This window comes from Francisella sp. Scap27, from assembly GCF_013394105.1.
In the GTDB taxonomy this organism is placed as follows: domain Bacteria; phylum Pseudomonadota; class Gammaproteobacteria; order Francisellales; family Francisellaceae; genus Francisella; species Francisella adeliensis.
Genome location: NZ_CP041326.1, coordinates 80,053 through 103,468, shown reverse-complemented (window position 1 = coordinate 103,468; position 23,416 = coordinate 80,053). Strand labels below are relative to the sequence as shown.

The following is a 23,416-nucleotide window of genomic DNA, read 5'->3' as shown; positions in this document are numbered from 1 at the left end:
CAAACACTACTAAAACTCTTTAGCTCATTAATAACACAGTATTTTAAAGTTAGCAACCTACAGACCCTTTAAAGGTCCTATGTTGACGATTTTTATGAGCTAGTTTTTTTATGTCGGAATTAGTTAAATCCAATCCTTCAGTTCTCTTTTCCAAGGTATCTATACAGTCACAAATATCTTGGTATAGAATATTAATTTTATCTCTAGATACATCTTGACGACATACCACCCTCATTACTAATGGACCATCTGGGTTAGTACATGAGTTATAAGGTAATGGATAAGCAGGAATTTTCCAGTTACATTTCCCTAACTCTTCTGAAAGTTCTCTTAGATCCCATCTTTCTTTATCACTATCTAAACGGATATCTTTCCAAACAACCATAGGAAATAACTGATTATTGCTTATAACATCAAAGATATCTTTCGTTTTTTCTCCAGTTGAAACAAGTTTATTTAAATACTTTGCATTTTTAACACAATTAGAAATAACAGTTTTATAACCTGCTTTACCCATTCTAATTAAATTATAATAAGAAGCAATAACCAAGGCACTACCTCGTGAAAAATTCAATGTATAGTCAGTAAAGCCTTTACCTAAATAACTAATTTTATAAATTAGTTCATCAGCAACTACTTTATCATCACGAAATACCACACTTCCAATTCCAGGATATACTAAACCAAACTTGTGGTTTGATACATTGATAGATTTAACCTGCTCCAATTCAAAATCCCACTTATAGTTTTCTGTCTTAGTAAACGGAACTATAAAACCTCCACTAGCTGCATCAACATGAATAGGAATATCCCAACTATTATTATAAAATTTTGGAGCTTCATCTTTTATTCTTGTTAAAACATTATTAACTTCTTCGACAGGGTCTGTATCTCCTGTAAAAGTAGTACCCACAACACAACCAACCACAAATACTAACTCATAAAGTTTTTTGTGTGATAGTATAATTTTGTGTTCATGGTCCTCTAAATCGTAATCGCATTCATCAATAATCTGTTTTGCAAATCCTTGAAATTCTATATCTTGACTCTCATGTAATTCCAAAATAGAGCTATTAAGTGCAGCATAGACTTTCTTTGGATCTATTAAATATTTGTTATCTGATAAATTGAAGACTAAGTCTGGTGTATTGAAATATAATGAATATTTTTCCCAACAAGTATGTACATCTCGAGCATACATCATGAAAGGTTTATCTTTACGATAAAAGTTTTTAATCCCATCTGGGCCTGTTTCAAAGCGCCTTTGTTTCCATGATTTCTCCCAATTAAACCTATGAGCAATTAATCCAAGCATAATTGCTTCAGATGAACCTATTGTTACAGTACCAATAAAACCATTTTCCCTTTCACTTGGCTTACCGTTATACCAATTCTGAATCATTCTAATAATTCTCTCACCCATTTTACTAGCTTGTGGATATTCAGGATGATCTATAAAAACTTTTCCAATAGTTCTTTGAATTAACTCATCTGCTTCAGGATCCATATAGTCTGTTATATAAGAACCTAAATCACTTGAATTTCTTTCATCTAAATCTAATTCATCATCAATCAATCTTTTTGCTACTCGAGGAGGCATTGAGTTTTCAGGGATTTTATCTGTAGGTATTGGTTGTATAAAAGCATCTTCTCCATAAGTAGGTATAAAGTTATTAGACTCTGGATTTATTCTAGAATTATTATTCATTGTCACTCCTTATTTAGTTCACTCTCATTTATTGCTTGAATCATCAAATATACAACATTAAATTATGTCTTTTTCGAAAGCATCTTATTAGCATTTAAACATTCTTTATGCTGTTATTCAATCCTACAAGAACTTCTGAAAAATTAGTGGGGAATCCCGGCTAACATATTAAATTCATAAAATATACCATCGAAAGAAATACTATCTAGAGACTACTGCTACCAGCTGTACTTTCAAAAATCTTATCTGCTGATTTAGCAACAAAGCCTTGATAAAGATTTCCATCCTTATCTTTATATCGCTTAGCGAACTCATAATAACAACAAGGAATAGTCTCCTTACCATCTACAAAATCAACTTCAACGGATCCTGACATAGTACTTGATTGCTCAAGTAAATCAGTTGGAGAACCTTTAATCTCTCCACCTGAAACATTTAAAGTTATATTATTCTCTTTGAGAAAGTCATTAACAGCTACAACACTATCAAAATTCTTTAGTTCATTGATAAATACAGTAAAGTGGTTAGCTCTAAACCCAAAAGCATAAAACCAAGCAGCATACTCTGACTCTTCGAGTAATTTTTTATAAGTTGCGTAACTTATATTTGACCAACTAGTGCCAGATGTTAAAAGCTCATCTTTATGTTGTAACAGGCTTTCAGGTATTGCATCAACACATGACTTCATTGTCTGTTGAAGAAAAGGGCTGAACTCTTCAGTTAATAGCTGACTTATAAAAATTTTAGGTTTTGATTTATCATTATGCTCTAAGTGTATAGCTTTTAACTTCTTAACAACAAAATCATAATCATCACAAATTTCATAGCCCAATTTAATAAAAACTTCTGCAAGTTTGTAAATATCTACTTTTGAATTATTGACTGTTCGCAATGCTATATGGTCATTAACTGGTATCTCACCTAATGATTCAAATAATTTATTTATCTTACCAACATGAGAGTTTGTATCAACATATTGTTGCCATAATTTATCTAAAAGATTATCACTCATACTAACCCTCCAAATTAAACTTAATTCCCTGTGCTAATGGTAAATCATCACCATAATTGATTGTACTAGTTTGTCTACGCATATAAGCTTTCCAAGCATCTGAACCAGCTTCTCGTCCTCCACCAGTACTTTTCTCACCACCAAACGCTCCACCAATTTCAGCACCTGATGTACCAATATTTACATTCGCAATACCACAATCACTTCCTAAGCTTGAAAGGAATTTCTCAGCATTTTGTAAGTTATCTGTAAATATAGAGCTTGATAAACCATATTCAACAGAGTTATTAATCTCAATTGCCTCATCAAGAGTATCAAACGGTAAAATATATAAGATTGGACAAAAATTTTCTTCTTGCATTATTTGCATGTTTTTAGAAGCTTCAATAATTGCTGGTTCTACAAAATAACCTTCTTTTTCAATCCTCTTACCACCTGTTAAGACTTTACCACCCTGCTCTTTAGCTTGTGCGATTGTTTTTAGATAGTTATTTACAGAGCCCTCATCAATAAGTGGTCCCATTAGATTCTCTTGATTTAATGGATCTCCAACAGTTACTTGCTTATAAGCATTTACCATTTTTTCTTTAACAAGATCATAAATAGAGCTATGTATGAGTAGTCTTCTTAAAGATGTACAGCGTTGCCCAGCTGTACCAACAGCTCCAAACACTGCACCTGGAATTGCAAGTTTAAGATTTGCTGATTCATCTAATATAGTTGCATTATTACCACCCAATTCTAAAATAGATTTTCCAAATCTTTTAGCTACTTGCTGCCCAACTTCTCGACCGACTTTTGTGGAACCTGTAAAAGAAACTAAGTTAACTTTTTCACTATTTACAAGCTCTTTTGATACATCTATATCTTTTGAAATGATTGTATAAAAAACTTCAGGAAAATTATTTTCTTTTACAACTTTATTGCATATATTTTGTACAGCTATAGCACATAAAGGTGTTTTCTCAGAAGGTTTCCAAACCACTGTATTTCCACATATTACAGCAATAAAAGCATTCCATGACCACACAGCTACCGGAAAATTAAAAGCAGAAACAACTCCAACAACACCTAAAGGATGCCACTGATCGTACATTCTATGACCTTCTCTTTCCGAGTGCATTGTAGCACCATAAAGCATACGCGATTGTCCAACAGCAAAATCTGCCATATCTATCATTTCTTGGACTTCACCATCACCTTCTTGTTTAGATTTCCCCATTTCTAAAGAAACCAAGGTACCTAGTGCATCTTTATTTTTACGTAACTCTTCGCTTATTAAGCGAACTAGTTCTCCTCTTTTAGGTGCTGGAACTGCTTTCCAAGTTTTAGAAACCTCAACAGCTTTTGATATTGCACTCTGCATTTGAGCAACACCTTCGTTCTCTACTTTAGCTAAAATTTGAGCATTTGCCGGGCTTACACTCTCTATAAAATTATCACAATCATTTACAATAGATTTTTCTAAACCTAAGTTTAAATCTTTTAAATTAATCATTTTTAACTTCCCTTAATCTGCTTGAACCAATAAACCTGAATTTTTATAATAATCTCCAAAAGTGTTTTCATAAAAACCTTTTAGACTAATAGTTTCTTGATTGATAAAACCTTTTAGATTTCCTTTATTTAAGAACTCATCTATACTTACACACAAACTAGTTGCAGTAGTTAGCTGTAGCGCTGAGAAATGTTTACCATACATTATTTTTGACGGGAACTTTTGAGCGTAATGCCTCTCAGACTTTAGCCCCTTTCTTACGCCACTAACAGATACATAAATTAAAACAATATCTTGGTTTATACGCTCAATAGCATTATCTAAGATTTTTGCAGTTAATTCTAGATCTTCACCAAGCCTCATATCTTGCATTAAGAATTTCATTTTTTCACAGTGACCTGGGTGGCGAATACTTTTATAATTAATATTCTTTACTTTACCTTCATAGGTTTCTATCATCGAACCAATACCACCAGAAGTGTTAAAAGCTTCATAAGTTAGACCGTCTATCTTTATTTCCTCAACATCTGCAAGTGGAGCTATAATTCTTTTTTTACCATCGACAACGCCTTCACAAGGTTTAGCATATTCATTTACTAATCCTTCCGTTGACCATGTTAGACCATATTGTAAAGTATTTGACACGTTTAAAGGTAGTGCACCGACTCTCATTCTTACTGTATCTATCTCTTCAAATTCGCCCATAAGACTATTTGTAACAATACTTATAAACCCTGGAGCTAAACCACACTGTGGCGCAAAAAAACAATCAGCTTTTTCAGCAATACTTTTGATATATTTTGTGGCTTCTATGTCTTCTGTTAAGTCAAAATAATTAAGATTATGTTCTGATGCAATCTCAGCTATCGATTTATTTAAAAAATACGGCAAACAAGAAACTACAGCATCAAACTGGTTCTTTGTTATATATTCTTTAAACTCATTTGAATTAGTAACATCAAGCGTGATGTACTTCAAGTTTGATTCATTTTTATCAAGCTTAGGCTTATCATTAGGTATAACTTTATCTGATAAATGAACCGTATATTTACCACTATCAACTAGCAATGATGATACTAAAGAGCCTACTCTACCAGCTCCTAATACTAAAATATTCTTCATAACATTTCTTAACATATATAACTGATGTACTATCATTTATAGCACTAAGTTATCTGCTAGTAAATAAAAATCAGAGCCTATTTGTGATAATTTACGAAAACTTCTGAAGATAATTGATTCTTTCAATGCCTATTTAAACAATAAAATAAAAGACCTTTTTAAACTTACCAACCTCTACAACCCAGAGTAAAGTTGTTTTACCCTGTTTAATATCAACTTTTTGTCGAATGTTATTTACCTGTATTGTATATTTTCCACTATCAAGCTGTTGTTCAAACAAATCAACATTTGCAGGCAACAAAAGCCAACTTCTTAAGTCAGCTCGTTTAGGATCTTTATTAGATAAACTAAAATTAAGATGATTACCAGCTAATCCCCCTAAAGCAAGTTTCTCTACTTGATCATTTTTATACGCTTCTATCATAATATTTTTCGCAATAATCCTTGGGTACTCATCAATTAATGATTTGATTGCAAAAAGAGTGTTATCCATAAGAGTTTCTGTATAAGTATCCACTATGGTTTTTTTACTATCTGTAGTTATAGTAACTTTTTTAGGTTCATAGAAACTATAGTTTGTAGGGTATACTGGTAAATCAAACTTAGTATCTCCTATATTTCCTAAATCTAGTTTTGCTATAGCTTCTTGACGAGGATTAACTAAGCCTTGCTCATAAAATACAACCACCCTACCCATACCCATTGAGAAAGAAGAATTACCACTATTTATAGCTGAGTTGAACTCATAGATAGTGTGACCTAAATACTTATTGCCAACAGCATATTGCTCAGCATTATTTAAATCATTCAGAGAGCTTTCATAATCTTTAGATATAGAAGATTCCAGAATTGCTTTTAGATATAAACCTAAAGGATTTCCATACGCATTAGGTATTCTTTTTGAATAACCAAACATTCTTTTTAAATCTTCAAAATTATTAAGCCCTAGGATATTATCCGTAATATCATTTTTCTCTAAGCTTTTTTTAGATAATTGCTTTATACCTGCAGCAATTAAATCTTGTTGAGTCGTCCAAAGTTCTGCACTTGGAAGCTTATCAAGCTCTGATAAAGCATTTTTTACTTGATTCGTTTTTAAATAATTTAAAGCTTGATAAGTATATAGGTTTGAAATTGCATAATCTGGAATATTATATGCTGTTTTTATATCATAATAATTATAGCTTTTTCTATCAAGCACTATTGATTTAGCTTTTTTAATAGATTCTTCTTCTGATTGAGGTACTGTTTTTATAGCATTAGCATAAGAAACTATAGACCCTTTAAAGTCTCCATTTAACTGCAGCAACCTTCCTTTTTCTAGTTCATTAAGGTTTTTTAACTGTGTAATGTTAGCAATACTATTATTTTGCCCAATCGCTGTCTTAACTGATGACTTAGCAACATCAACACGGACTGGAATAAACATATTCGGATAATTATGAGCAGCAAATTCTACTTTTGTTTTATCATTTTTTACAGTACTACAGCTTGCTAAAGCTATAGTACTAGATAGGATTATAAACTTATTTATATTCATTTTTTAAAGCACCAATGCCAAGGTTCATAAATAAAACCATATATGTTATCTCTTGGAAAACTCATTACAAAACCAAACTTATAAGCATTTCCAGTGAGCCATTTAAATGCCTGTGTATTTTCAAAATTCTCTGTTAAAACCTCTTGCTCATCACCTGTGGTAAAATCTATAGCACAACCAGTATGATGCTCACTCTCACCAACTAAAGCATTTACTTTAGAAATCTGCTCTATAGATTGTCCATTTGCTAATTTACGATTGATTATATTTTGCTGATAATCATAACTCCTAAAACCAGATACAATATATAAAATTACATTGTCTGCCGAAGCTTGTTCTTTTAGTTTCAACCATGCTTGATAAGTTTGTTTTTCCAAATATAGATCTCTATCAAAGAAGTCTTTACCAACATTAACAAGCTCTTGTGCTGATGCTTCTCTATATATAGGTCGTTTTACCATTTTGCGTCTATTATGTTTAGTACATTCTTAAGATAATCATCATGAACTTGAGTATCTTTAACTTCAGCCACACGTAGATTTAGCTTACTAACATTGATATCTATTTTATCTTTACTAGCTGTTTTATCAGAGTGTAATAATAAATTAGTTTGTCCACCAGTCATAGCTAGATACACATCCGCTAAAAGCTCACTATCAAGTAGTGCCCCATGAAACTCACGATGATCATTTTTTATAAAATATCTTTTACATAGAGCGTCAAGATTATTTTTTTGCATTGGATGTTTTTTTCTAGCAACTGCAAGACTGTCTATAATATTCTCAACATTATCTTCTATAGTTCCGTACTTATTGTTTTTAAGTAGACCAAGTTCCCAGTTTAAAAACGGCACATCGAATGGCGCATTATGAATTATAATTTCAGCATCTTTAAGATACTCTATCATTCTTTCAGCATTTTCTTCAAATGTAGGCTTATCTGCCAAAAACTCATTTGTCAGACCATGTACGCGTAAAGCCCCAGGTTCAACCTCATAATTAGGGTTACAATAGAAATGTAGATTATTTCCAGTAAGCTTTCTATCTATAACTTCAACAGCACCAAACTCTATAATTCTATTTCCAATTTTGTAGTCAAAACCAGTAGTCTCTGTATCTAAAAATATTTGTCGTGACATTTAGTAAAACATTTAGATTCTTATAAGGAGATTATAGCAATTACTAACTATAAATATATAGTGTAGTTTAAAGAAAGATAATTTTGTCGCTCATTAAAATGCGTACTTTTTGAAGTGATATTTGTATAATCCAAACCAAGCCAAGAGCCATAAAAAGCATTCCACCTTGCTCCAGCACCATACTGAAACGAGTAGTTTTCAGAATCTTGCCTAATATGAGAGTAATCAACATAAGGTATTAATCTTTTACCATAAACTGTAGCTGTATAGCTAGTTTGCAATGACCATGTGGCAATATTTCTGCCAGAACCTAAAAAACCATCATAAATTAAATTAGCACTTGGCTTTACTGACCCAAAGAATGGTACTCCTGCAATATTGTTAGGGCTAACAGATGATGAATTATTCACACCTCCAACCCCCTTATCTGTAAGCAAAGCTTCAGCCTCAAAGTTTATATCAGATATCGACAAACCATAGTTAACATCAATAGCACCAACATTATTTCCATTCTTTGTTTCAAACCCTGACACATTTGAGTACGCTAATCCAAAAAACTGATAATCCCCTGCATTTTCCATTTCATAAATATATTTACTATTCAATGAAAAACCAAGACCATTACTACTTTGAGCGTTTGTTATACCGAAATAACTATCAGGATTAGCATTAAGTAAAACAGCGTTAAGATGTAAATCTGCTGTATGGTATGAAATGTTAGCATTACCTCCAGATTGCATGAAATACAGTCTTGTTAGTGTTGGTACATAGTTAGAAACTATATCAAAATTACCATACATTACCGTAGAATTTGCTACATAACCAAAGACTGGAGCTTCCGCTAAATCACCAACGATAAGATATAAAGTACTTGGAAAAAAGTTTAAGCCATGTTGATGTTCTTGATAAAGAGAAAAACCAACTAAGGCACTCACCCACTTAGACATTGTTGAAGCTACATACCCATCAACATTATAAGAAAAATCTTTATTTTCACCACCCTGGGGGACATGATTAAGCCTTTGATAATCAATAAGACTTGCCCTAGCACCCATATAGATATAATCATCTTCAAGTATCCCTTGCTGACGTGCTTGTAGCATAAACAAAGGATCGCCTGTATCTTCTTGAGTATTTAGCATTGCATGAGTAAAAGTTTCACTAACCCTAAAACCATTAAAAAATGAGGTTTTAATTGCATTTATATTCAGAGCTTCATTTACTTTATTATCAAATGTTTTTTTAGATAAAGCTCTCTTCTCTGCACCAGTTAAAGCTTCACCCTCTTTTACTGCTAAATCTTGTATAGCTTGTTTAGAATTACTTCCATCTTTTTTATCTTGTGCTTCAACTTCGTATGAGATCTTAGACTTTATAAAATCTCTGTTTGGAAAAACTCTTCTAAACGCATTTGATTCAAGTCTTCTTATGGTTTCTGGAGTATATATAGGTTTTTTTGATGCTTCTTGACTAGTAGCTTTTTTCACTTGAGGTGTAGTTGCAGTATTTTCATCAGCATATAAACTATTAGTTAATAGTAATGATAATAAAAATGTTTTAAAAACTGCTTTTTTCATCCTCTTAGATCCCATTTACAAATCTTGAGAAATAGAGCCGCTTGAACTAGCTATACTCTTTATTTGAGAATTTGTTAAAGCCTCACCCTCTTTCATTTCTAGATCATCAACTTCTGTGACAATTGACTTTGATACAGGTACTTGCTTTCCATCCTCATTGATAAAGTATGCCACTGCAAAATCAGCATATATAAACGCAAAAAATATACATACTACACGAAATATCATATTCTTTTTCATAGCGAGGCTTTATCTAAACTTATACTTTTTTAACAAACTGCGACTTTAACTTCATGGCTCCAATGCCATCTACTTTACAGTCAATATCATGATCACCCTCTACGAGTCTTATGCTTTTAACTTTTGTACCGACCTTTATAACCGTTGATGACCCTTTTAGTTTTAAATCCTTTATAACAGTTACACTATCACCATCCTTGAGTAAATTACCATTAGAATCCTTTATAACAAGAGCATCCTCATCAACTTCATTAGGTTGCCACTCATACGCACATTCAGGGCATATAAATAGCTCACCGTCTTGGTAAACAAATTCCGAGTTACATTTAGGGCAGGCAGGTATATTTTGCATAACATTTCTTTATGTAGATTTTGTTACATATTCTAACATAAATATTTTTCTAATATGATTTATATAAAAATACGCAAATAAAGCGCTAGTATATTGTCCTGCTGCTCAAATAAGTCAGCCTTATCTCTTATATGACTATAACTAAAACCAGCCCAAGCGTCTGCAAAAGGATTATACCTAAATCCAGTATCAATTAAAGCCCTGTAATTAGAGCTAGATTGTTGAATCTGTGAATAACTAACATAAGGGATGAATTCATGGTTATACAGATTTGCAGAATAAGAAAATTGTGATGACCACGAATAAACATTTGAACCATTTTGCAAAAAAACATTATTATTAAAATCAGGAAGAATTGATGTGAAAAAACCTTCCCTCAAGTTAAATGAACCTGAAGCATCTGTAGTCTTATCAACACCTTTATCTGTAAATACAAACTCATTTATAAACTGAATTTTTCTTATATTAAGACCAAAGTTAAAGTCTATCACTCCTATATTATCATTATTATTATTCGTAAATCCCGATACATTAGAGTAACCAGTCCCAGCATACCAATAATCACCATCTTGCTCTAACTCATATGTATATTTTAGATTTGTAGATACTCCTAACTTTGTATTACCATTATAAGCATTTGCTACTTTTAAAAATTTATTTTCTGATGATGATAAAAATGCCACATCTGCATGAATGCCACCTCTATTGTATGAAACATTTACATTTCCACCTGACTGCATAAAATAAAATCTAGTGAGTGTAGGGAAGAAGTTAGTTGTCTCGTCAAAACTCCCAAAATTTATAGTAGACAGCGCAGCGTATGTAAATACTGGAAATTGTCTTAAATCGCCTAGCATAAGGTATACAGCACCAGGGTTCACATTCCAATTATCACCATTAGTATAAGTGTTTAGAGATGCATAGACAGTGGTCCAATTACCTAGTGTACTTAAAAAGTAATACTCCATACTGTAATTGTTTATAGAATTTTGCTTACCCCAAATAGGCAAAGATACACCTGTAGCACCAAAATATAAGTAATCATCTTTTAATGTACCATCTTGACGAGCTAGCAATTCAAAAAGTGGGTCACCTGTTTGTTTTTGTGTATTTAAAACAGCTTCTGAGAGCAGCACAGAATTATCAATACCTTTAAATAATGGCAGCTTTGCATTCTTTAAACCACTATATTTAAGTATAGCTTGACCAATATCATATCTATCTTGCGAAGTTGGCGTTTCATTAATCTGTTCCTCAAGAACATCTTCAGCTGACAATTCTGTTTTATCTACTGGTTTTTTGTCACGGTTTGTAACTTCTAAGCTTATATCATCATTAGGTTCAGCAAATCCAATACTACAAAAAACAGTTATAGCTAAAAATAATATATTTATATTTCTCATAGGAGATATTTACCCTAATTGATGAGGCTTTAATTTTAGATCTTTATGATAGTTTTATGAGCACATTAAGATATATAAATTTTGTATCATATTTTAGCATAAATATTTTTCTAATATGGTTTATATAAAAATACGCAAATAAAGCGCTAGTATATTGTCCTGCTCACTAAACTCATCTGCCTCACCTTTTACATAAGTATAACTAGCTCCAGCCCATGCATCAGCAAAGGCATTATACCTAAGTCCACTTTCCAAGATTGTTGCATAGTTTGTACCTGATTGTTGGACTTGAGAATAACTTACATAAGGTATTAGCTCTCTATTATATAATTGCCCAGAATAAGAGAGCTGAGATGACCAAGAGTAAATTTTAGCATCATTAGTCAAAAAACTAGTATTCTCCAAACTAGGAAGTAACGAAACGAAAAAACTCTCTCTTAGATTAAATGTTGCAGACAAATCTGTTTTTTGTGTGACATTCTTATCAGTAAATACAAATTCATTTATAAACCTGAAATTATTTAAACTAATGCCAAAGTTAAAATCTACAACTCCTATATTATCATTATTTTCATTTGTAAAGCCTGATACATTTGAATAACCAGTACCAGCATACCAATAATCTCCATCTTGCTCTAACTCATAGGTATACATTAAATTCGCTGATACACCTAACTTGTTATTACCTTTATAAGCGTTTGCTACTTGTAAATACTCATTTCCTGATGATGATAAAAAAGCTATACTTGAGTGAAAACCACCTTCATTATACGCAATACTTGCATTACCTCCAGACTGCATAAAAAATGTGCGAGTTAGTGTAGGAATAAAGTTTGTTACTTCATCAAAATTACCAAAATCAACAGTTGTTAAACCTACATAGCTAAATACAGGGAATTTTTTTAAATTACCTATCATTACATATGCATCACTAGGATTCACATTCCATTCACCATCTATTGTAAATGTATTTAAAGCAGCATAAACTGTTGTCCAATCACCTAGAGTACTTAAGAAATAATATTCAAGATTATAGTTGTTTATTGAATTAGTCTGTCCTGATGAGCTAGGAGTCCAAATTGGCAGAAATGCTGCTGTACCTCCCAAATATAGATAGTTATCCTTTAGCAAGCCATTTTGTCTTGATTGCAACTCAAATATTGGACCTTGAGCAGCACCATCTTGAGTGTTTAAAATAGCTTCTGATAATAATACGCTATTATCAACACCATCAAACAAAGGAGGTTTTGCATTTTTTAAGCCACTAAGCCTTAGCATCGCTTGACCAACATCATACTTGTCTTGTGAAATTGGGCTTTCTATTATTTGCTCTTCAAATATATCTTCCGCAGGAAGCTCTGTTTTATCAATAGGATTTTTATCAAGTTTTTCTAAAGTTTGTTGTATATTTATATCATCACTAGACTTAGCAAGTCCAAAACTACAAAAAGCAATTATAGTTAATGATAATACAATTATATTTCTCATAGGAGTTTAACTCTAGCCTCAACTATATTTAAGTTTTTAAAATATTTCACTAAAACCTAGTATTGTCCTAGTAATTAAAGCTTATGTCAACATCATTAATCATATATAATTATTCTAAACTTAAAATAAATCCCACTATCTGTGCTATTACCTATTCATAAAGACACAAAACTTCTTATTTTCGATTGCGATGGTACCATCATAAACAACATGTCTGCTCACATAGAGGCATGGGGGAAAGTATTAACAAAACACAGCCTTGACTTACCACTAAGTGATTTATCTCGCTTTCATGGATTACCAAGTGAATATATTTTAGCTCATCTGTATCCTCATAAGAAAGAAAGTTTTGAAACTATCGCTTATGAACTAAAGGAAACCACATATGGCTTACTTCACAAGAGTGAGCCTATACAGCCTGTAGTTGATTTGATAGAAAAATATAGAGGTAAAATCCCTATGGTTGTAATATCAGGAGGTAAAAGAAAAAATGTTTTGCGTAGTTTGGATATATTAAAAATTACAGATTATTTTGCAGAAATAATAACAGCAGATGATAATCATCCAACAAAAAATACCACAGATGCTTTTACACTTTTAGCAAAAAAATATAAAGTAGAACCAAAGCAATGTCATGTATTCGAAGATGGGGTTACTGGACTTATCAATGCTCTTGAGGCTGGTATGACAGTTACAGATGTTAGAAATATAGAACTTTAATCTTTTAACTTATTTATTCATCAACTTTTTCTTTAAAGGTGAAAGCAGGAAAGATATAGCAGCCACTGCTACGATGGCGATACCTATAGTCAAAAACACTCCTGTATACTCATTCAATGATGATACCAAATTGACAGTTCCATCTTGGTTTTTACCTACAGCTATAGCTTGAGCAACCAAACCACCAAGTATAGACGCAAATGCTAGGAACACCCACCATACTCCAACCATAAAGCCATTAACACGGCCCGGAGCTAATTTAGCAAACATTGATAAGCCAATAGCTGATATAAATAATTCACCCATAGACTGTAAAGCATAACTACCAAATAACCAATATGCTGATATAATCCCATTATGTGCTGTAAACTTAGAAATATATAGCACTATAAATGAAAGACCTATAACAAATAATCCCATTGAAAACTTACTATAAACACTCATGTCAAACTTAGTATTTGTTGAACGAACATAGTATATTGCTAAAAGTGGACTTAAAACAAATATCCAAAATGGGTTTAATGCCTGAAAAGTTTCTGGGGCTATAGCAAACCCAAATATTGAATGATCTGTGTTTTTGATAGTAAAAAGGTTTATTGAAGAAGCCATCTGTATATATGAAATCTTGTAAACCATCGCTTCACACATAAGGATAAGTGCTAACATCATCTTATAAAAATAACCACTCTTCTTATATAAGAAAGCGAGATATATATATATAAATACACAAGAAATAAAGGTTAAAATAACAATCAACTTCGCTATAAACAAATATGCTAATAATGTTTTAACTAGATAGATCATTGCGATCACACCGATTAAAACCCAAGCCAGATAAGAATAATTTAACTTCTTATTGCCAGCATGAGTTGAAATATGCTTCATAGTAAATGCAAAGCCAACAAATGTTGCTAATGCAAACATCAATGCTACAGCAATTATTATAAAACTTGATGAATAACCATATGCTCTAGCCACTGAAGGTATAATTAAAGTTCCTAGTAAAGAACCAATATTTATAGCCATATAAAACATTGTGAAAGCATTACTTATTTTACCAGAGTCTTCCGGATCGTAGCATTTTGATAGCAAGCTTGTCGGGTTAGATTTAAAAAGTCCTGTTCCCACACATATAAATGATAAGCCCCATAATGTTGATTCCTTACCCTCAAAAACTAAAAGTAAATAACCACATAAAAGCACTAGTAAACCTAAGACTATAGTTCTTTTAGCCCCTAATATAGAGTCACCAATATATCCACCAATTACGATAAACGCATACACAAGAGCTGCAAAGGCTGCATAAGTTGCAATTGCTTGGCTTTCAGATAACTGAATACTTCCAAGTTGCAAATATACAACTAAGATAGCTATTAAAGATTGATAACCAAAGCGTTCCCATATCTCAAGCATAAATATAGTATAAAAAGCTTTTGGTTGATTAAAAAGTTTAATCATCATCTCTCCAAATGAAATATAAAATAATTTAACAAACCATTAATTTAATTTATAACTGACTAAAAAGCAAGCTGCTTTACTATTAATACTAATAAAACTTATTTATTTTAATCATGAAAACTCATCTAATGTCTTTTTTAAACTATGTAGTGACTGAAACATCTAACTCTCAATCAATATAAGTCCTTCATTTGCTATAATATAATCAAAGCCATTCAAGTCATTATTAATCATGAACAAAAAACTTATAGCCACCCTACTATGTGGCTTTTCATTAGCACAATTTGCCCAAGCAGCCGTTGTAGATACTACAACTTGGAAGGCAAAAGACATCAAAGAAAATTACAAAAACAAATATTTTTGTAATCCTGCCGTAGCTTCTAGCACTTGTAAAATAAACATACAAAATATGAAAAAACTCTCAGGTGTAGATATCGACAACTTCGGTGATGATAGTATAAAAACTGTAACACTAGATAAAGTTACTTATAAAACCACAAATTCATTCCCCGCTACAGGTGAAGTTACATCTAAAGTTTCTGGACTTGTAATGCTCCCAGATACTGATGAACCTAAAGGCGTAATTTTATATTACCACCCCACTGCTTTTAGCAACTCAAGCGTACCATCAAGTTTCAAAGACAAAAATATAATGACTATGCTCTTTGATACGGTATATGCTAGAGTTTACGCTTTAAATGGTTATATCGTTGTAGCACCTGACTATATTGGTCAAGGTGATGACTATAAAAATTCTCACCCATATGTCTTCTACCCTAAACAAACTGTAAATACTGCCGTTGATTTACTAAATGACTCTTCTGATGTTATTAAGAAAAAGTATTCTCTTGATGATAATCAAAAACTAGGCGTATATTCTGTAGGTTACTCCGAAGGTGGAGCATACTCTATATGGATGGCAAAATGCCTAGAAAATAAATCTAACTGCTCACAAGTTGGTAATCTAGACAATCTATATTCTTACAAAACAGCATCGGGATTATCAGGTGCTTATGATGTATCTGATACTACGCTAAATTTCATCAAAGATAATAACGATGCAAAAGAGTATAAACTCCATAGCAAACTAGTTACCTCAATGCTCAAACCTGCTCTACTTGCAAATGCCTTTATGAGCTACTTACATTATAGTAATACGGATAACGCTCTAAGCTCAAAAGATATTGATAATGGCTTCTACAATATGGATTGCCCATTAGGTACTCAATTCCTATGTAATGTTAATGGTAAAAATTTTAACCTCGAAGATTTATTCAATCAGAAAAAAGTATCTGATGCTAAATTAGTTTCTGCCATCTACTATAGTGCTTTGTATAGAAAATATCCAAATCAAAAATCTGCAGCTCACTATATGATTCCTAGTGGCAACAATTCTATGTTCGACTTGTTTAATGAAAAAGTATTTTCAAACCCTGAGCTACTTCAAACAATGAAAGATGCTGATATTGTAAATTTTGGTAAAGATACTAAGACACCACTATTTTTATTTAGTTTAAAAGAAGATTCTGTGGTCACAGCTCTAAACTTCGATAAGTTTATGAGTCAAGCAAATAAAAATGTAAGTAGCTATCAACTAGAAAATTCACAAATAACTACTAGTAGTATCAACTGGGTTCCACTTGTGAAATTTGATATATCTGATGTAGACCATATAAGTGGCGAGATTTATGCTAATATATTCGCTTATAAATATTTTGATGATTTAAATAAAGAGGCTTCGAAAAAATAATGATACAAGCAATCACTGAAAGAACAGGTATTTTAGTAAACGACAATGGCTTAAAGACTCTAGAAAATGCAAATGTATTTATCGCTGGGGCTGGCGGTGTTGGCTCTTTTGTAATAGAAGCCTTGGCTAGATCAGGTATTGGCAAACTAACCATAGTAGATATGGATACTGTAGATTCATCAAATATCAACCGTCAATTAGTAGCCCTGCACAGTACTGTCGGTAAGCCAAAAGTTGAAATAATGAAAGCTAGAATACTTGACATAAACCCCGAATGCCAAGTAAATGCTCTACAAACTTTCATAAATCCTGAGAACACTCACGAGCTACTAACTACTGAAAAGTATGATTTTGTAATAGATGCTATAGATACTTTAAACGCAAAAGTTAATCTTGTAAAAATCTCACATGAATTAGGTTTGCCAACTATATCAAGTATGGGAGCTGGAGGCAAAACAGATCCAACTCAAATCAAAGTTACAGACCTTTATAAAACCGATGTTTGCCCTCTCGCAAGAGCTATGCGTACACGACTAAAAAAACAAAGAGTCAAAAAAGGCATACAAGTAGTATACTCAACTGAAAAAGGTATTGCTCCTCTTCCACCAGCTGAACCTATCGAAAATCAACAAGGAAGACCAAGAGCAACAAATGGTACCCTTAGCTATATGCCATCATTATTTGGCTTAACTATTGCGGGGGTTGTCATAAAATCTTTGGTAAGTAATAACTTTAATAGATAAAAAATTCTCATATTATTAAATATCAATATTTGGGATAACTATTTACTAAAAAAAGCTCTTAAAAGAATCTCTAGTTTTACTTAGAGAGTCTTTAGTTTGATTTATATTATCGCTTGCATCCTTCGTTTTTGATAATTTGTTGCTTGTATATTCATCAACTTTATTATTAACATACTGTTTTGCTTCTGTATCATCTTCATAATTACCGGACAGATTTTTAAATTTGTCTATCCTTGCTTTGGTTTGGTTTGACATATCGTTAGTTTTCTTTGCTGAGTTCGATACTTTATCCAAGCCATCGCTTACACTATCAAAAAATGCGAATGAAATAGACGGTATTATAATTGTTACTATCAATAAACTTTTAATAAGTTTATTTTTCATAGTATATTCCTTTTTTGTTTACTACATAAATTAACATACCAAATTTTTTAATTATTTTACATTATTTTCCATTTCTATTCGGGGACTTATATAAAATAAAATCAAAAAATATAATTCTAGATTCCAATCTCATTCTATAGACATCTTATAGCAATTCAATTACTCTATTTATTATATAAAACTATATATTTAGCAAATTTAGCCATATGAATAGTCGCAAAAAAATAATTTATTTAACATCTATAATACTTGCTAGTTTAGCTATAACCAGCTGTTCAGAAGAAACTAAAGTAGACAATAAACTAACTGCTTGTGAAATACTGAACGACCATCCAGGCTGGGCAAAATCACTTAAAAAAGCTGAAGATACTTATAAACTTCCTCCAGCTTTTGCTATGGGCGTTATGTATCAAGAGTCTAGATTCAAAAGTAATGCAAAAGCAGTTGGCTCATCAGCTTATGGCTATGCACAAGCTATCAATAGTACTTGGAAGCATTTTCAAGAAGATGTAAAAGCAAATGCAAGACGCGATAATTTTGATGATAGTGTCCAATTTATGGGGTGGTATATGGCTCAACTAGCAAAAAGTGCAAAACTTAAAATGTCTGAAAGTGAAAACTTATATATGGCATACATGCTAGGTGCTACCGGGTTTAAACGCTATAAAGCAGGAACTTTCAAAAATAAAGCTAAGATTGCGGAAGATAAAAAGTTAGCAAAAAAAGTTAAAAACTTTACTTCACTTTATAAATCGCAACTTAAAAAATGTAAAATTTAGAAACTGAGGTAAGAGTATGAAACTTAAAAAAATAATTACTATAGCTTTTGGAATTGCAATGATTATTCCTTCTATAGGATTTAGTGAAGACTATAAACAAATGTTAAAGCAAGCCCAAAACCAATATTCTGATCAACAGCCAAGCTCTTCTGAGAACTCACTTATGAGCGAGTATGAACAACAAGATCAACCTCAAAAACAATCAGATCAACAGGCTAACAATGTTTTCAAAAAAGATCAACACCAACAGTATTAATATTACAAATCAAAATCTATAAGCTAAAGTAGTCATTACTTTTGACTGTAATTTCATTACAAGCTTAACAGGTGCAGGAAGCTTTTTTCCGCCAGCTTTTTCGGCTTCTATAGCATGTTCCTCTTCATCGCTGCGCATTTGGGTTAATATAGCTCTTGAGCGATTATCATGCGTAGGTAACTCATCTAAATGACTATCAAGATGCTTCATTACTTGTTTTTCTGTTTCAACCACAAAACCATAGCTTAAACTATCACTTATTGAACCAGCAGTTGCACCAATACCATATGATGCCCAATACCAAAACGGATTAAGTAAGCTAGGGGCTGCATCTAGCTCTCTTAATCTTTCACCACACCATGACAAATGATCATACTCTTCATCTGCAGCATGATATAAATGTGCTTTTGTTTGAGCTGACTTTGCTACACTTGCTTGCCCTCGATATAAACCTTGAGCACATATTTCGCCAGTATAATCCACACGCATCAAACCTACCACATGTTTTTTCTCGCTACTTGAAAGCTGAGTCTCTTTAATCCCTTCGCTTGGGGATTTTCTGTTAGGTATATGTGTTGCTTTTGTAAATTTTGAGTAAGTATTTAATTCTTCTACAACTCGATCTAAAAAAGATAATCTTCTCATTTAATCACCTCTAATTTTAATAAAATGCATATAATGAATTTATTGCTACTACCGCAAATACTAAATTTAAAACCAAAAACACCCAACCAATTGAGTATCCATCTTTGATAGAAAAACAAGCATATATAGCAAGAAACAAACCACAAATAACCATAGGTTCATTCATACCTAAAGCAATTCCTAAGCATAAGGCAATTAACCCAACAAATGCACACGCATTTGAAAAAAGCAGCTTATTTTTAAAAAAATAGCCTAATGCAAATATTGTTACCAATAATATAAAAGCTATTATAATATAGTTTTGACCAATCTCAAAAAATGTCATCACGGCAGTTATCCAAGCAATACTCTGTGAACCGATAAAAAATACCTCACCCTGAATAACTGCTGAAATAAGCAATATAAATGTTGCCAATAAAATAAAAAGGTTTTTGTTATCAATATTGGTTTCTACTAAACCAAACATAAATACTATTAAACCAACCACTCCTAAGCAAAAACCAATATTATTTATATATTTTTTTAGCATAAAATTACTATCTCATATAAAATTATTACATATTTATTATACTACACTGCCATAAAATATTAATTTAGTAATTTAGTATTTTGATATGTTATAATCTACTCGAATTTATTCATTTCCCGTAGCATATAAAAGGAGTTTTAAAATGGCTAGAAAAAAAATAGCACTTATTGGTGCTGGTAATATTGGTGGTACTTTAGCTCACTTAGCTTTAATTAAGCAATTAGGTGATGTACTTCTTTTTGATGTCGCAGAAGGCATGCCTCAAGGTAAAGCTTTAGACCTATCTCAAACTTGCCCTATTGAAGGTGTTGATTTTAAAGTTAGAGGTTCAAATGATTATAAAGATCTAGAAAACTCTGATGTAGTTATAGTAACAGCTGGTGTTGCCAGAAAACCAGGTATGTCTCGTGATGATCTTTTAGGAATCAATATCAAAGTAATGCAAGCTGTAGGTGAAGGTATCAAGCATAACTGCCCTAATGCTTTTGTGATTTGTATTACCAACCCTCTAGATATTATGGTTAATATGCTTCAAAAATTCTCTGACATCCCTGACAATAAAATTGTAGGTATGGCTGGAGTTCTTGATTCTGCTAGATTTAGAACTTTCTTAGCTGATGAACTAAACGTATCTGTTCAACAAGTACAAGCTTATGTAATGGGTGGTCATGGCGACACTATGGTACCTCTTACAAAAATGTCAAATATTGCTGGTGTTTCTCTTGAACAACTAGTTAAAGAAGGCCGCATTACTCAAGAAAGATTGGATTCTATAGTAGCTAGAACTAGAAGTGGTGGTGGTGAAATCGTAGCACTACTTAAAACAGGTTCAGCATACTACGCCCCTGCTGCTGCTGGTATTCAAATGGCAGAAAGTTTCTTAAAAGATAAAAAAATGGTTTTACCATGTGCTGCTAAAGTAAAAGCTGGGTCTTATGGCTTAGATGAAGATCTTTTTGTTGGAGTTCCAACTGAAATTTCAGCGAATGGTGTCAGACCTTTAGAAGTTGAAATTTCTGATCTTGAAAGAAAACAACTTCAAGTTTCTATTGATGCTGTAAAAGAGCTAAACATAGCAGCTGCAGAAATTTTATCAAACTAATTTTTCATTAAATTTCTCAATCCACAATTCTTAAATCCTTATATAATCTATATCTTAAAACACAACTTATAAAGTCAAGAAATATATTTATTTTTTTAGTATTCTATATTCGAAAAAAGTTGATAAAATTCTAATATAGAAAACTGACTATACTAATTTAGTATAGATTGAATTAAAAACACTCTAACAGGGTTTTATCATGAGTAAAGAAAATTATCTGGGTATCAATATAAATACTTCGAAAGATAGCGAGCTATCACAGCAAGCCCAACAACTACTAACTAACTATTACTGTTTAGAAAATGAGCCAACTCCGCAACATGCTTTTGCTCGAGCTGCTGTTGCTTATAGCTTTGGCGATATGAACCTAGCTCAGCGTATTTATGATGCTGCATCAAACGGCTGGTTTATGTTTGCCTCTCCAGTACTTTCAAATGCTCCCTTACCAGGTGCTAAGGTTAAATCACTACCTATTAGTTGTTTTTTATCTTTTGTTCCAGATTCTTTAGATGGTTTGATTGAGCACTCATCAGAACTTAGATGGTTATCGGTAAAAGGTGGAGGTGTTGGTGGTCATTGGTCAACAGTAAGAGCCGTTTCAGATAAAGCTCCTGGCCCTATTCCATTTATACATACTGTAGATGCAGATATGGTAGCCTACAGACAAGGAAAAACTCGCAAAGGCTCTTATGCTGCTTATATGGATGTATCTCACCCAGATATAATTGAATTCTTAAATATGCGTGTTCCAACTGGCGATGTAAATAGAAAATGTTTAAACCTGCATCATGCTGTGAACCTTACAGATGATTTTATGCAAGCTGTTGCTAATAATGAAGATTGGAAACTTATTGACCCTAATGATAAATCCGCAAGAGACTCTATTAATGCCCGTAAACTATGGGAAATAATCCTAGAAACACGCTACCGTACAGGTGAACCATATTTAAACTTTATTGATACTGCAAATAGAGCCCTTCCTAAATCTCAAAAAGATTTAGGCTTATCAATTAAGGGATCTAACCTATGTAATGAAATCCATTTAGCTACAGATGAAAATAGAACTGCAGTTTGCTGCCTTTCATCTGTAAATATTGAAAAGTATGATGAGTGGAAAGATACTACACTTATCAAAGACTTAATTAGATTTTTGGATAATGTTCTTCAATTCTTTATTGATCATGCCGGTGATGAAATATCTAAAGCAAGATATAGTGCATCGAGAGAAAGAAGTTTAGGGCTTGGAGCTATGGGCTTCCATTCATATCTACAACTTCACAGAGTAGCTATGGAATCTCAAAAAGCTAAAGAAATTAATGAAGAAATTTTTAAACGCATTAAAGATCAAGCGGTAGAAGAAACTTTAGCCTTGGGCAAAGAAAAAGGTGAAGCGCCTGATATGGCTGGAACTGGTCGTAGGAATGCTCATTTACTTGCTATTGCACCAAATGCCAATAGCTCGCTTATACTCAACACTTCTCCAAGTATTGAGCCTTGGAAAGCAAATGCCTTTACATCTCGTACTAGAGTAGGCTCGCATCTTAACAAAAATAAATACCTTGAACAAGAGTTAGATAAAGTAGAAAGAAATACAGAGGAAGTATGGTCCGAGATCATCACCAATGGTGGCTCTGTGCAGGGGTTTGATTTTTTAAGTGATGAAATAAAGTCAGTATTCAAAACAGCAATAGAAATGGATCAAGACTGGTTGGTATATCTTGGTGGCGAGCGTCAAAAATATCTTTGCCAGGGACAATCTTTAAACATATTTTTCCCAGCGGGTGCATCACGTGAGTATTTACACAAAGCGCACTTTAATGCATGGAAATATGGCTGTAAAGGTTTATACTATCTAAGAACAGAAACTTCAAATAGAGCTGAAAATATTTCCAAAAAAGTTGAGAAAGAAAGGCTTGTTGAGTTTTCAGAATTAAAACAATCAGATAATGAGTGTATAGCTTGCGAGGGTTAA

23 protein-coding genes are annotated in these 23,416 nt (G+C 32.4%); 7 read left to right on the top strand and 16 right to left on the bottom strand.

Annotation, left to right across the window (positions count from 1 at the left end):
• Nucleotides 1–49 precede the first annotated feature (49 nt).
• The 12 genes from FLM55_RS00495 to FLM55_RS00435 all read right to left on the bottom strand — a co-directional run bounded on the left by FLM55_RS00495 (nucleotide 50) and on the right by FLM55_RS00435 (nucleotide 13,078).
• Nucleotides 50–1,708: a pyridoxal-dependent decarboxylase gene (locus FLM55_RS00495; protein ID WP_178947514.1), complete on the bottom strand. Its 1,659-nt coding sequence runs from the start codon at nucleotides 1,706–1,708 to the stop codon at nucleotides 50–52.
• A 205-nt stretch (nucleotides 1,709–1,913) separates the two neighbouring features.
• Nucleotides 1,914–2,720, bottom strand: a complete 807-nt coding sequence (locus FLM55_RS00490) for a DUF1338 domain-containing protein (protein ID WP_178947513.1) — start codon at nucleotides 2,718–2,720, stop codon at nucleotides 1,914–1,916.
• 1 nt (nucleotide 2,721) lies between these two features.
• Nucleotides 2,722–4,218 carry an aldehyde dehydrogenase family protein gene (locus FLM55_RS00485; RefSeq protein WP_178947512.1) on the bottom strand — a complete coding sequence of 499 codons (1,497 nt, stop codon included), beginning with the start codon at nucleotides 4,216–4,218 and terminating at the stop codon, nucleotides 2,722–2,724.
• A 12-nt stretch (nucleotides 4,219–4,230) separates the two neighbouring features.
• On the bottom strand, nucleotides 4,231–5,340 hold the full coding sequence (locus FLM55_RS00480; RefSeq protein ID WP_178947511.1) for a saccharopine dehydrogenase family protein: 1,110 nt from the start codon (nucleotides 5,338–5,340) through the stop codon (nucleotides 4,231–4,233).
• A gap of 133 nt (nucleotides 5,341–5,473) precedes the next feature.
• Nucleotides 5,474–6,880 carry a hypothetical protein gene (locus FLM55_RS00475; RefSeq protein ID WP_178947510.1) on the bottom strand — a complete coding sequence of 469 codons (1,407 nt, stop codon included), beginning with the start codon at nucleotides 6,878–6,880 and terminating at the stop codon, nucleotides 5,474–5,476.
• The gene (locus tag FLM55_RS00470) at nucleotides 6,877–7,341 is read right to left on the bottom strand and encodes a D-alanyl-D-alanine carboxypeptidase family protein (protein ID WP_178947509.1); all 465 of its coding nucleotides are present in this window, start codon (nucleotides 7,339–7,341) and stop codon (nucleotides 6,877–6,879) included. Before FLM55_RS00470 ends, FLM55_RS00475 begins: the two co-directional genes overlap by 4 nt.
• Complete coding sequence (gene dnaQ / locus FLM55_RS00465) at nucleotides 7,335–8,018, bottom strand: DNA polymerase III subunit epsilon (RefSeq protein WP_178947508.1); 684 nt, start codon at nucleotides 8,016–8,018, stop codon at nucleotides 7,335–7,337. Before dnaQ ends, FLM55_RS00470 begins: the two co-directional genes overlap by 7 nt.
• Before the next feature lie 47 nt (nucleotides 8,019–8,065).
• On the bottom strand, nucleotides 8,066–9,595 hold the full coding sequence (locus FLM55_RS09440) for a hypothetical protein (protein WP_256868887.1): 1,530 nt from the start codon (nucleotides 9,593–9,595) through the stop codon (nucleotides 8,066–8,068).
• Between the two features lie 15 nt (nucleotides 9,596–9,610).
• A complete protein-coding gene (locus tag FLM55_RS00450) occupies nucleotides 9,611–9,835 on the bottom strand; it encodes a hypothetical protein (protein ID WP_256868886.1) in 225 nt (74 codons plus the stop codon).
• Nucleotides 9,836–9,854: 19 nt separating this feature from the next.
• Complete coding sequence (locus tag FLM55_RS00445) at nucleotides 9,855–10,187, bottom strand: zinc ribbon domain-containing protein YjdM (protein ID WP_112870098.1); 333 nt, start codon at nucleotides 10,185–10,187, stop codon at nucleotides 9,855–9,857.
• Nucleotides 10,188–10,246: 59 nt separating this feature from the next.
• On the bottom strand, nucleotides 10,247–11,590 hold the full coding sequence (locus tag FLM55_RS00440; protein WP_178947507.1) for a hypothetical protein: 1,344 nt from the start codon (nucleotides 11,588–11,590) through the stop codon (nucleotides 10,247–10,249).
• Between the two features lie 120 nt (nucleotides 11,591–11,710).
• Complete coding sequence (locus FLM55_RS00435; protein ID WP_178947506.1) at nucleotides 11,711–13,078, bottom strand: hypothetical protein; 1,368 nt, start codon at nucleotides 13,076–13,078, stop codon at nucleotides 11,711–11,713.
• A gap of 141 nt (nucleotides 13,079–13,219) precedes the next feature.
• Between FLM55_RS00435 and FLM55_RS00430 the strand changes: the two genes are divergently transcribed.
• Nucleotides 13,220–13,798 (top strand): HAD family phosphatase, encoded by a 579-nt coding sequence (locus FLM55_RS00430; protein ID WP_178947505.1) that lies wholly within the window; start codon nucleotides 13,220–13,222, stop codon nucleotides 13,796–13,798.
• Between the two features lie 9 nt (nucleotides 13,799–13,807).
• Here the strand turns inward: FLM55_RS00430 and FLM55_RS00425 are convergent, their stop codons facing one another.
• Nucleotides 13,808–15,256: an oligopeptide:H+ symporter gene (locus FLM55_RS00425; protein ID WP_178947504.1), complete on the bottom strand. Its 1,449-nt coding sequence runs from the start codon at nucleotides 15,254–15,256 to the stop codon at nucleotides 13,808–13,810.
• Nucleotides 15,257–15,488: 232 nt separating this feature from the next.
• Here FLM55_RS00425 and FLM55_RS00420 point away from each other — a divergent pair, with 232 nt between their 5' ends.
• Complete coding sequence (locus tag FLM55_RS00420; protein ID WP_256868885.1) at nucleotides 15,489–17,006, top strand: S9 family peptidase; 1,518 nt, start codon at nucleotides 15,489–15,491, stop codon at nucleotides 17,004–17,006.
• A complete protein-coding gene (locus FLM55_RS00415) occupies nucleotides 17,006–17,749 on the top strand; it encodes a ThiF family adenylyltransferase (RefSeq protein ID WP_178947503.1) in 744 nt (247 codons plus the stop codon). Before FLM55_RS00420 ends, FLM55_RS00415 begins: the two co-directional genes overlap by 1 nt.
• 45 nt (nucleotides 17,750–17,794) lie before the next feature.
• Here FLM55_RS00415 and FLM55_RS00410 read toward each other — a convergent pair whose 3' ends face one another.
• The gene (locus tag FLM55_RS00410) at nucleotides 17,795–18,133 is read right to left on the bottom strand and encodes a hypothetical protein (protein WP_178947502.1); all 339 of its coding nucleotides are present in this window, start codon (nucleotides 18,131–18,133) and stop codon (nucleotides 17,795–17,797) included.
• A gap of 206 nt (nucleotides 18,134–18,339) precedes the next feature.
• On the opposite strand from FLM55_RS00410, the gene FLM55_RS00405 reads away from it, so the two are divergent.
• Together FLM55_RS00405 and FLM55_RS00400 are read left to right on the top strand one after the other, a co-directional pair.
• Nucleotides 18,340–18,912: a transglycosylase SLT domain-containing protein gene (locus FLM55_RS00405; protein WP_178947501.1), complete on the top strand. Its 573-nt coding sequence runs from the start codon at nucleotides 18,340–18,342 to the stop codon at nucleotides 18,910–18,912.
• A 16-nt stretch (nucleotides 18,913–18,928) separates the two neighbouring features.
• On the top strand, nucleotides 18,929–19,168 hold the full coding sequence (locus tag FLM55_RS00400; protein ID WP_112870107.1) for a hypothetical protein: 240 nt from the start codon (nucleotides 18,929–18,931) through the stop codon (nucleotides 19,166–19,168).
• A gap of 9 nt (nucleotides 19,169–19,177) precedes the next feature.
• Here the strand turns inward: FLM55_RS00400 and coq7 are convergent, their stop codons facing one another.
• Nucleotides 19,178–19,813 (bottom strand): 2-polyprenyl-3-methyl-6-methoxy-1,4-benzoquinone monooxygenase, encoded by a 636-nt coding sequence (coq7, locus tag FLM55_RS00395; RefSeq protein ID WP_178947500.1) that lies wholly within the window; start codon nucleotides 19,811–19,813, stop codon nucleotides 19,178–19,180.
• 16 nt (nucleotides 19,814–19,829) lie between these two features.
• On the bottom strand, nucleotides 19,830–20,342 hold the full coding sequence (locus tag FLM55_RS00390) for an MFS transporter (protein WP_178947499.1): 513 nt from the start codon (nucleotides 20,340–20,342) through the stop codon (nucleotides 19,830–19,832).
• A 142-nt stretch (nucleotides 20,343–20,484) separates the two neighbouring features.
• Between FLM55_RS00390 and mdh the strand changes: the two genes are divergently transcribed.
• Nucleotides 20,485–21,444 (top strand): malate dehydrogenase, encoded by a 960-nt coding sequence (gene mdh, locus FLM55_RS00385; protein ID WP_178947498.1) that lies wholly within the window; start codon nucleotides 20,485–20,487, stop codon nucleotides 21,442–21,444.
• Nucleotides 21,445–21,643: 199 nt separating this feature from the next.
• Complete coding sequence (locus tag FLM55_RS00380; RefSeq protein WP_112870111.1) at nucleotides 21,644–23,416, top strand: ribonucleoside-diphosphate reductase subunit alpha; 1,773 nt, start codon at nucleotides 21,644–21,646, stop codon at nucleotides 23,414–23,416.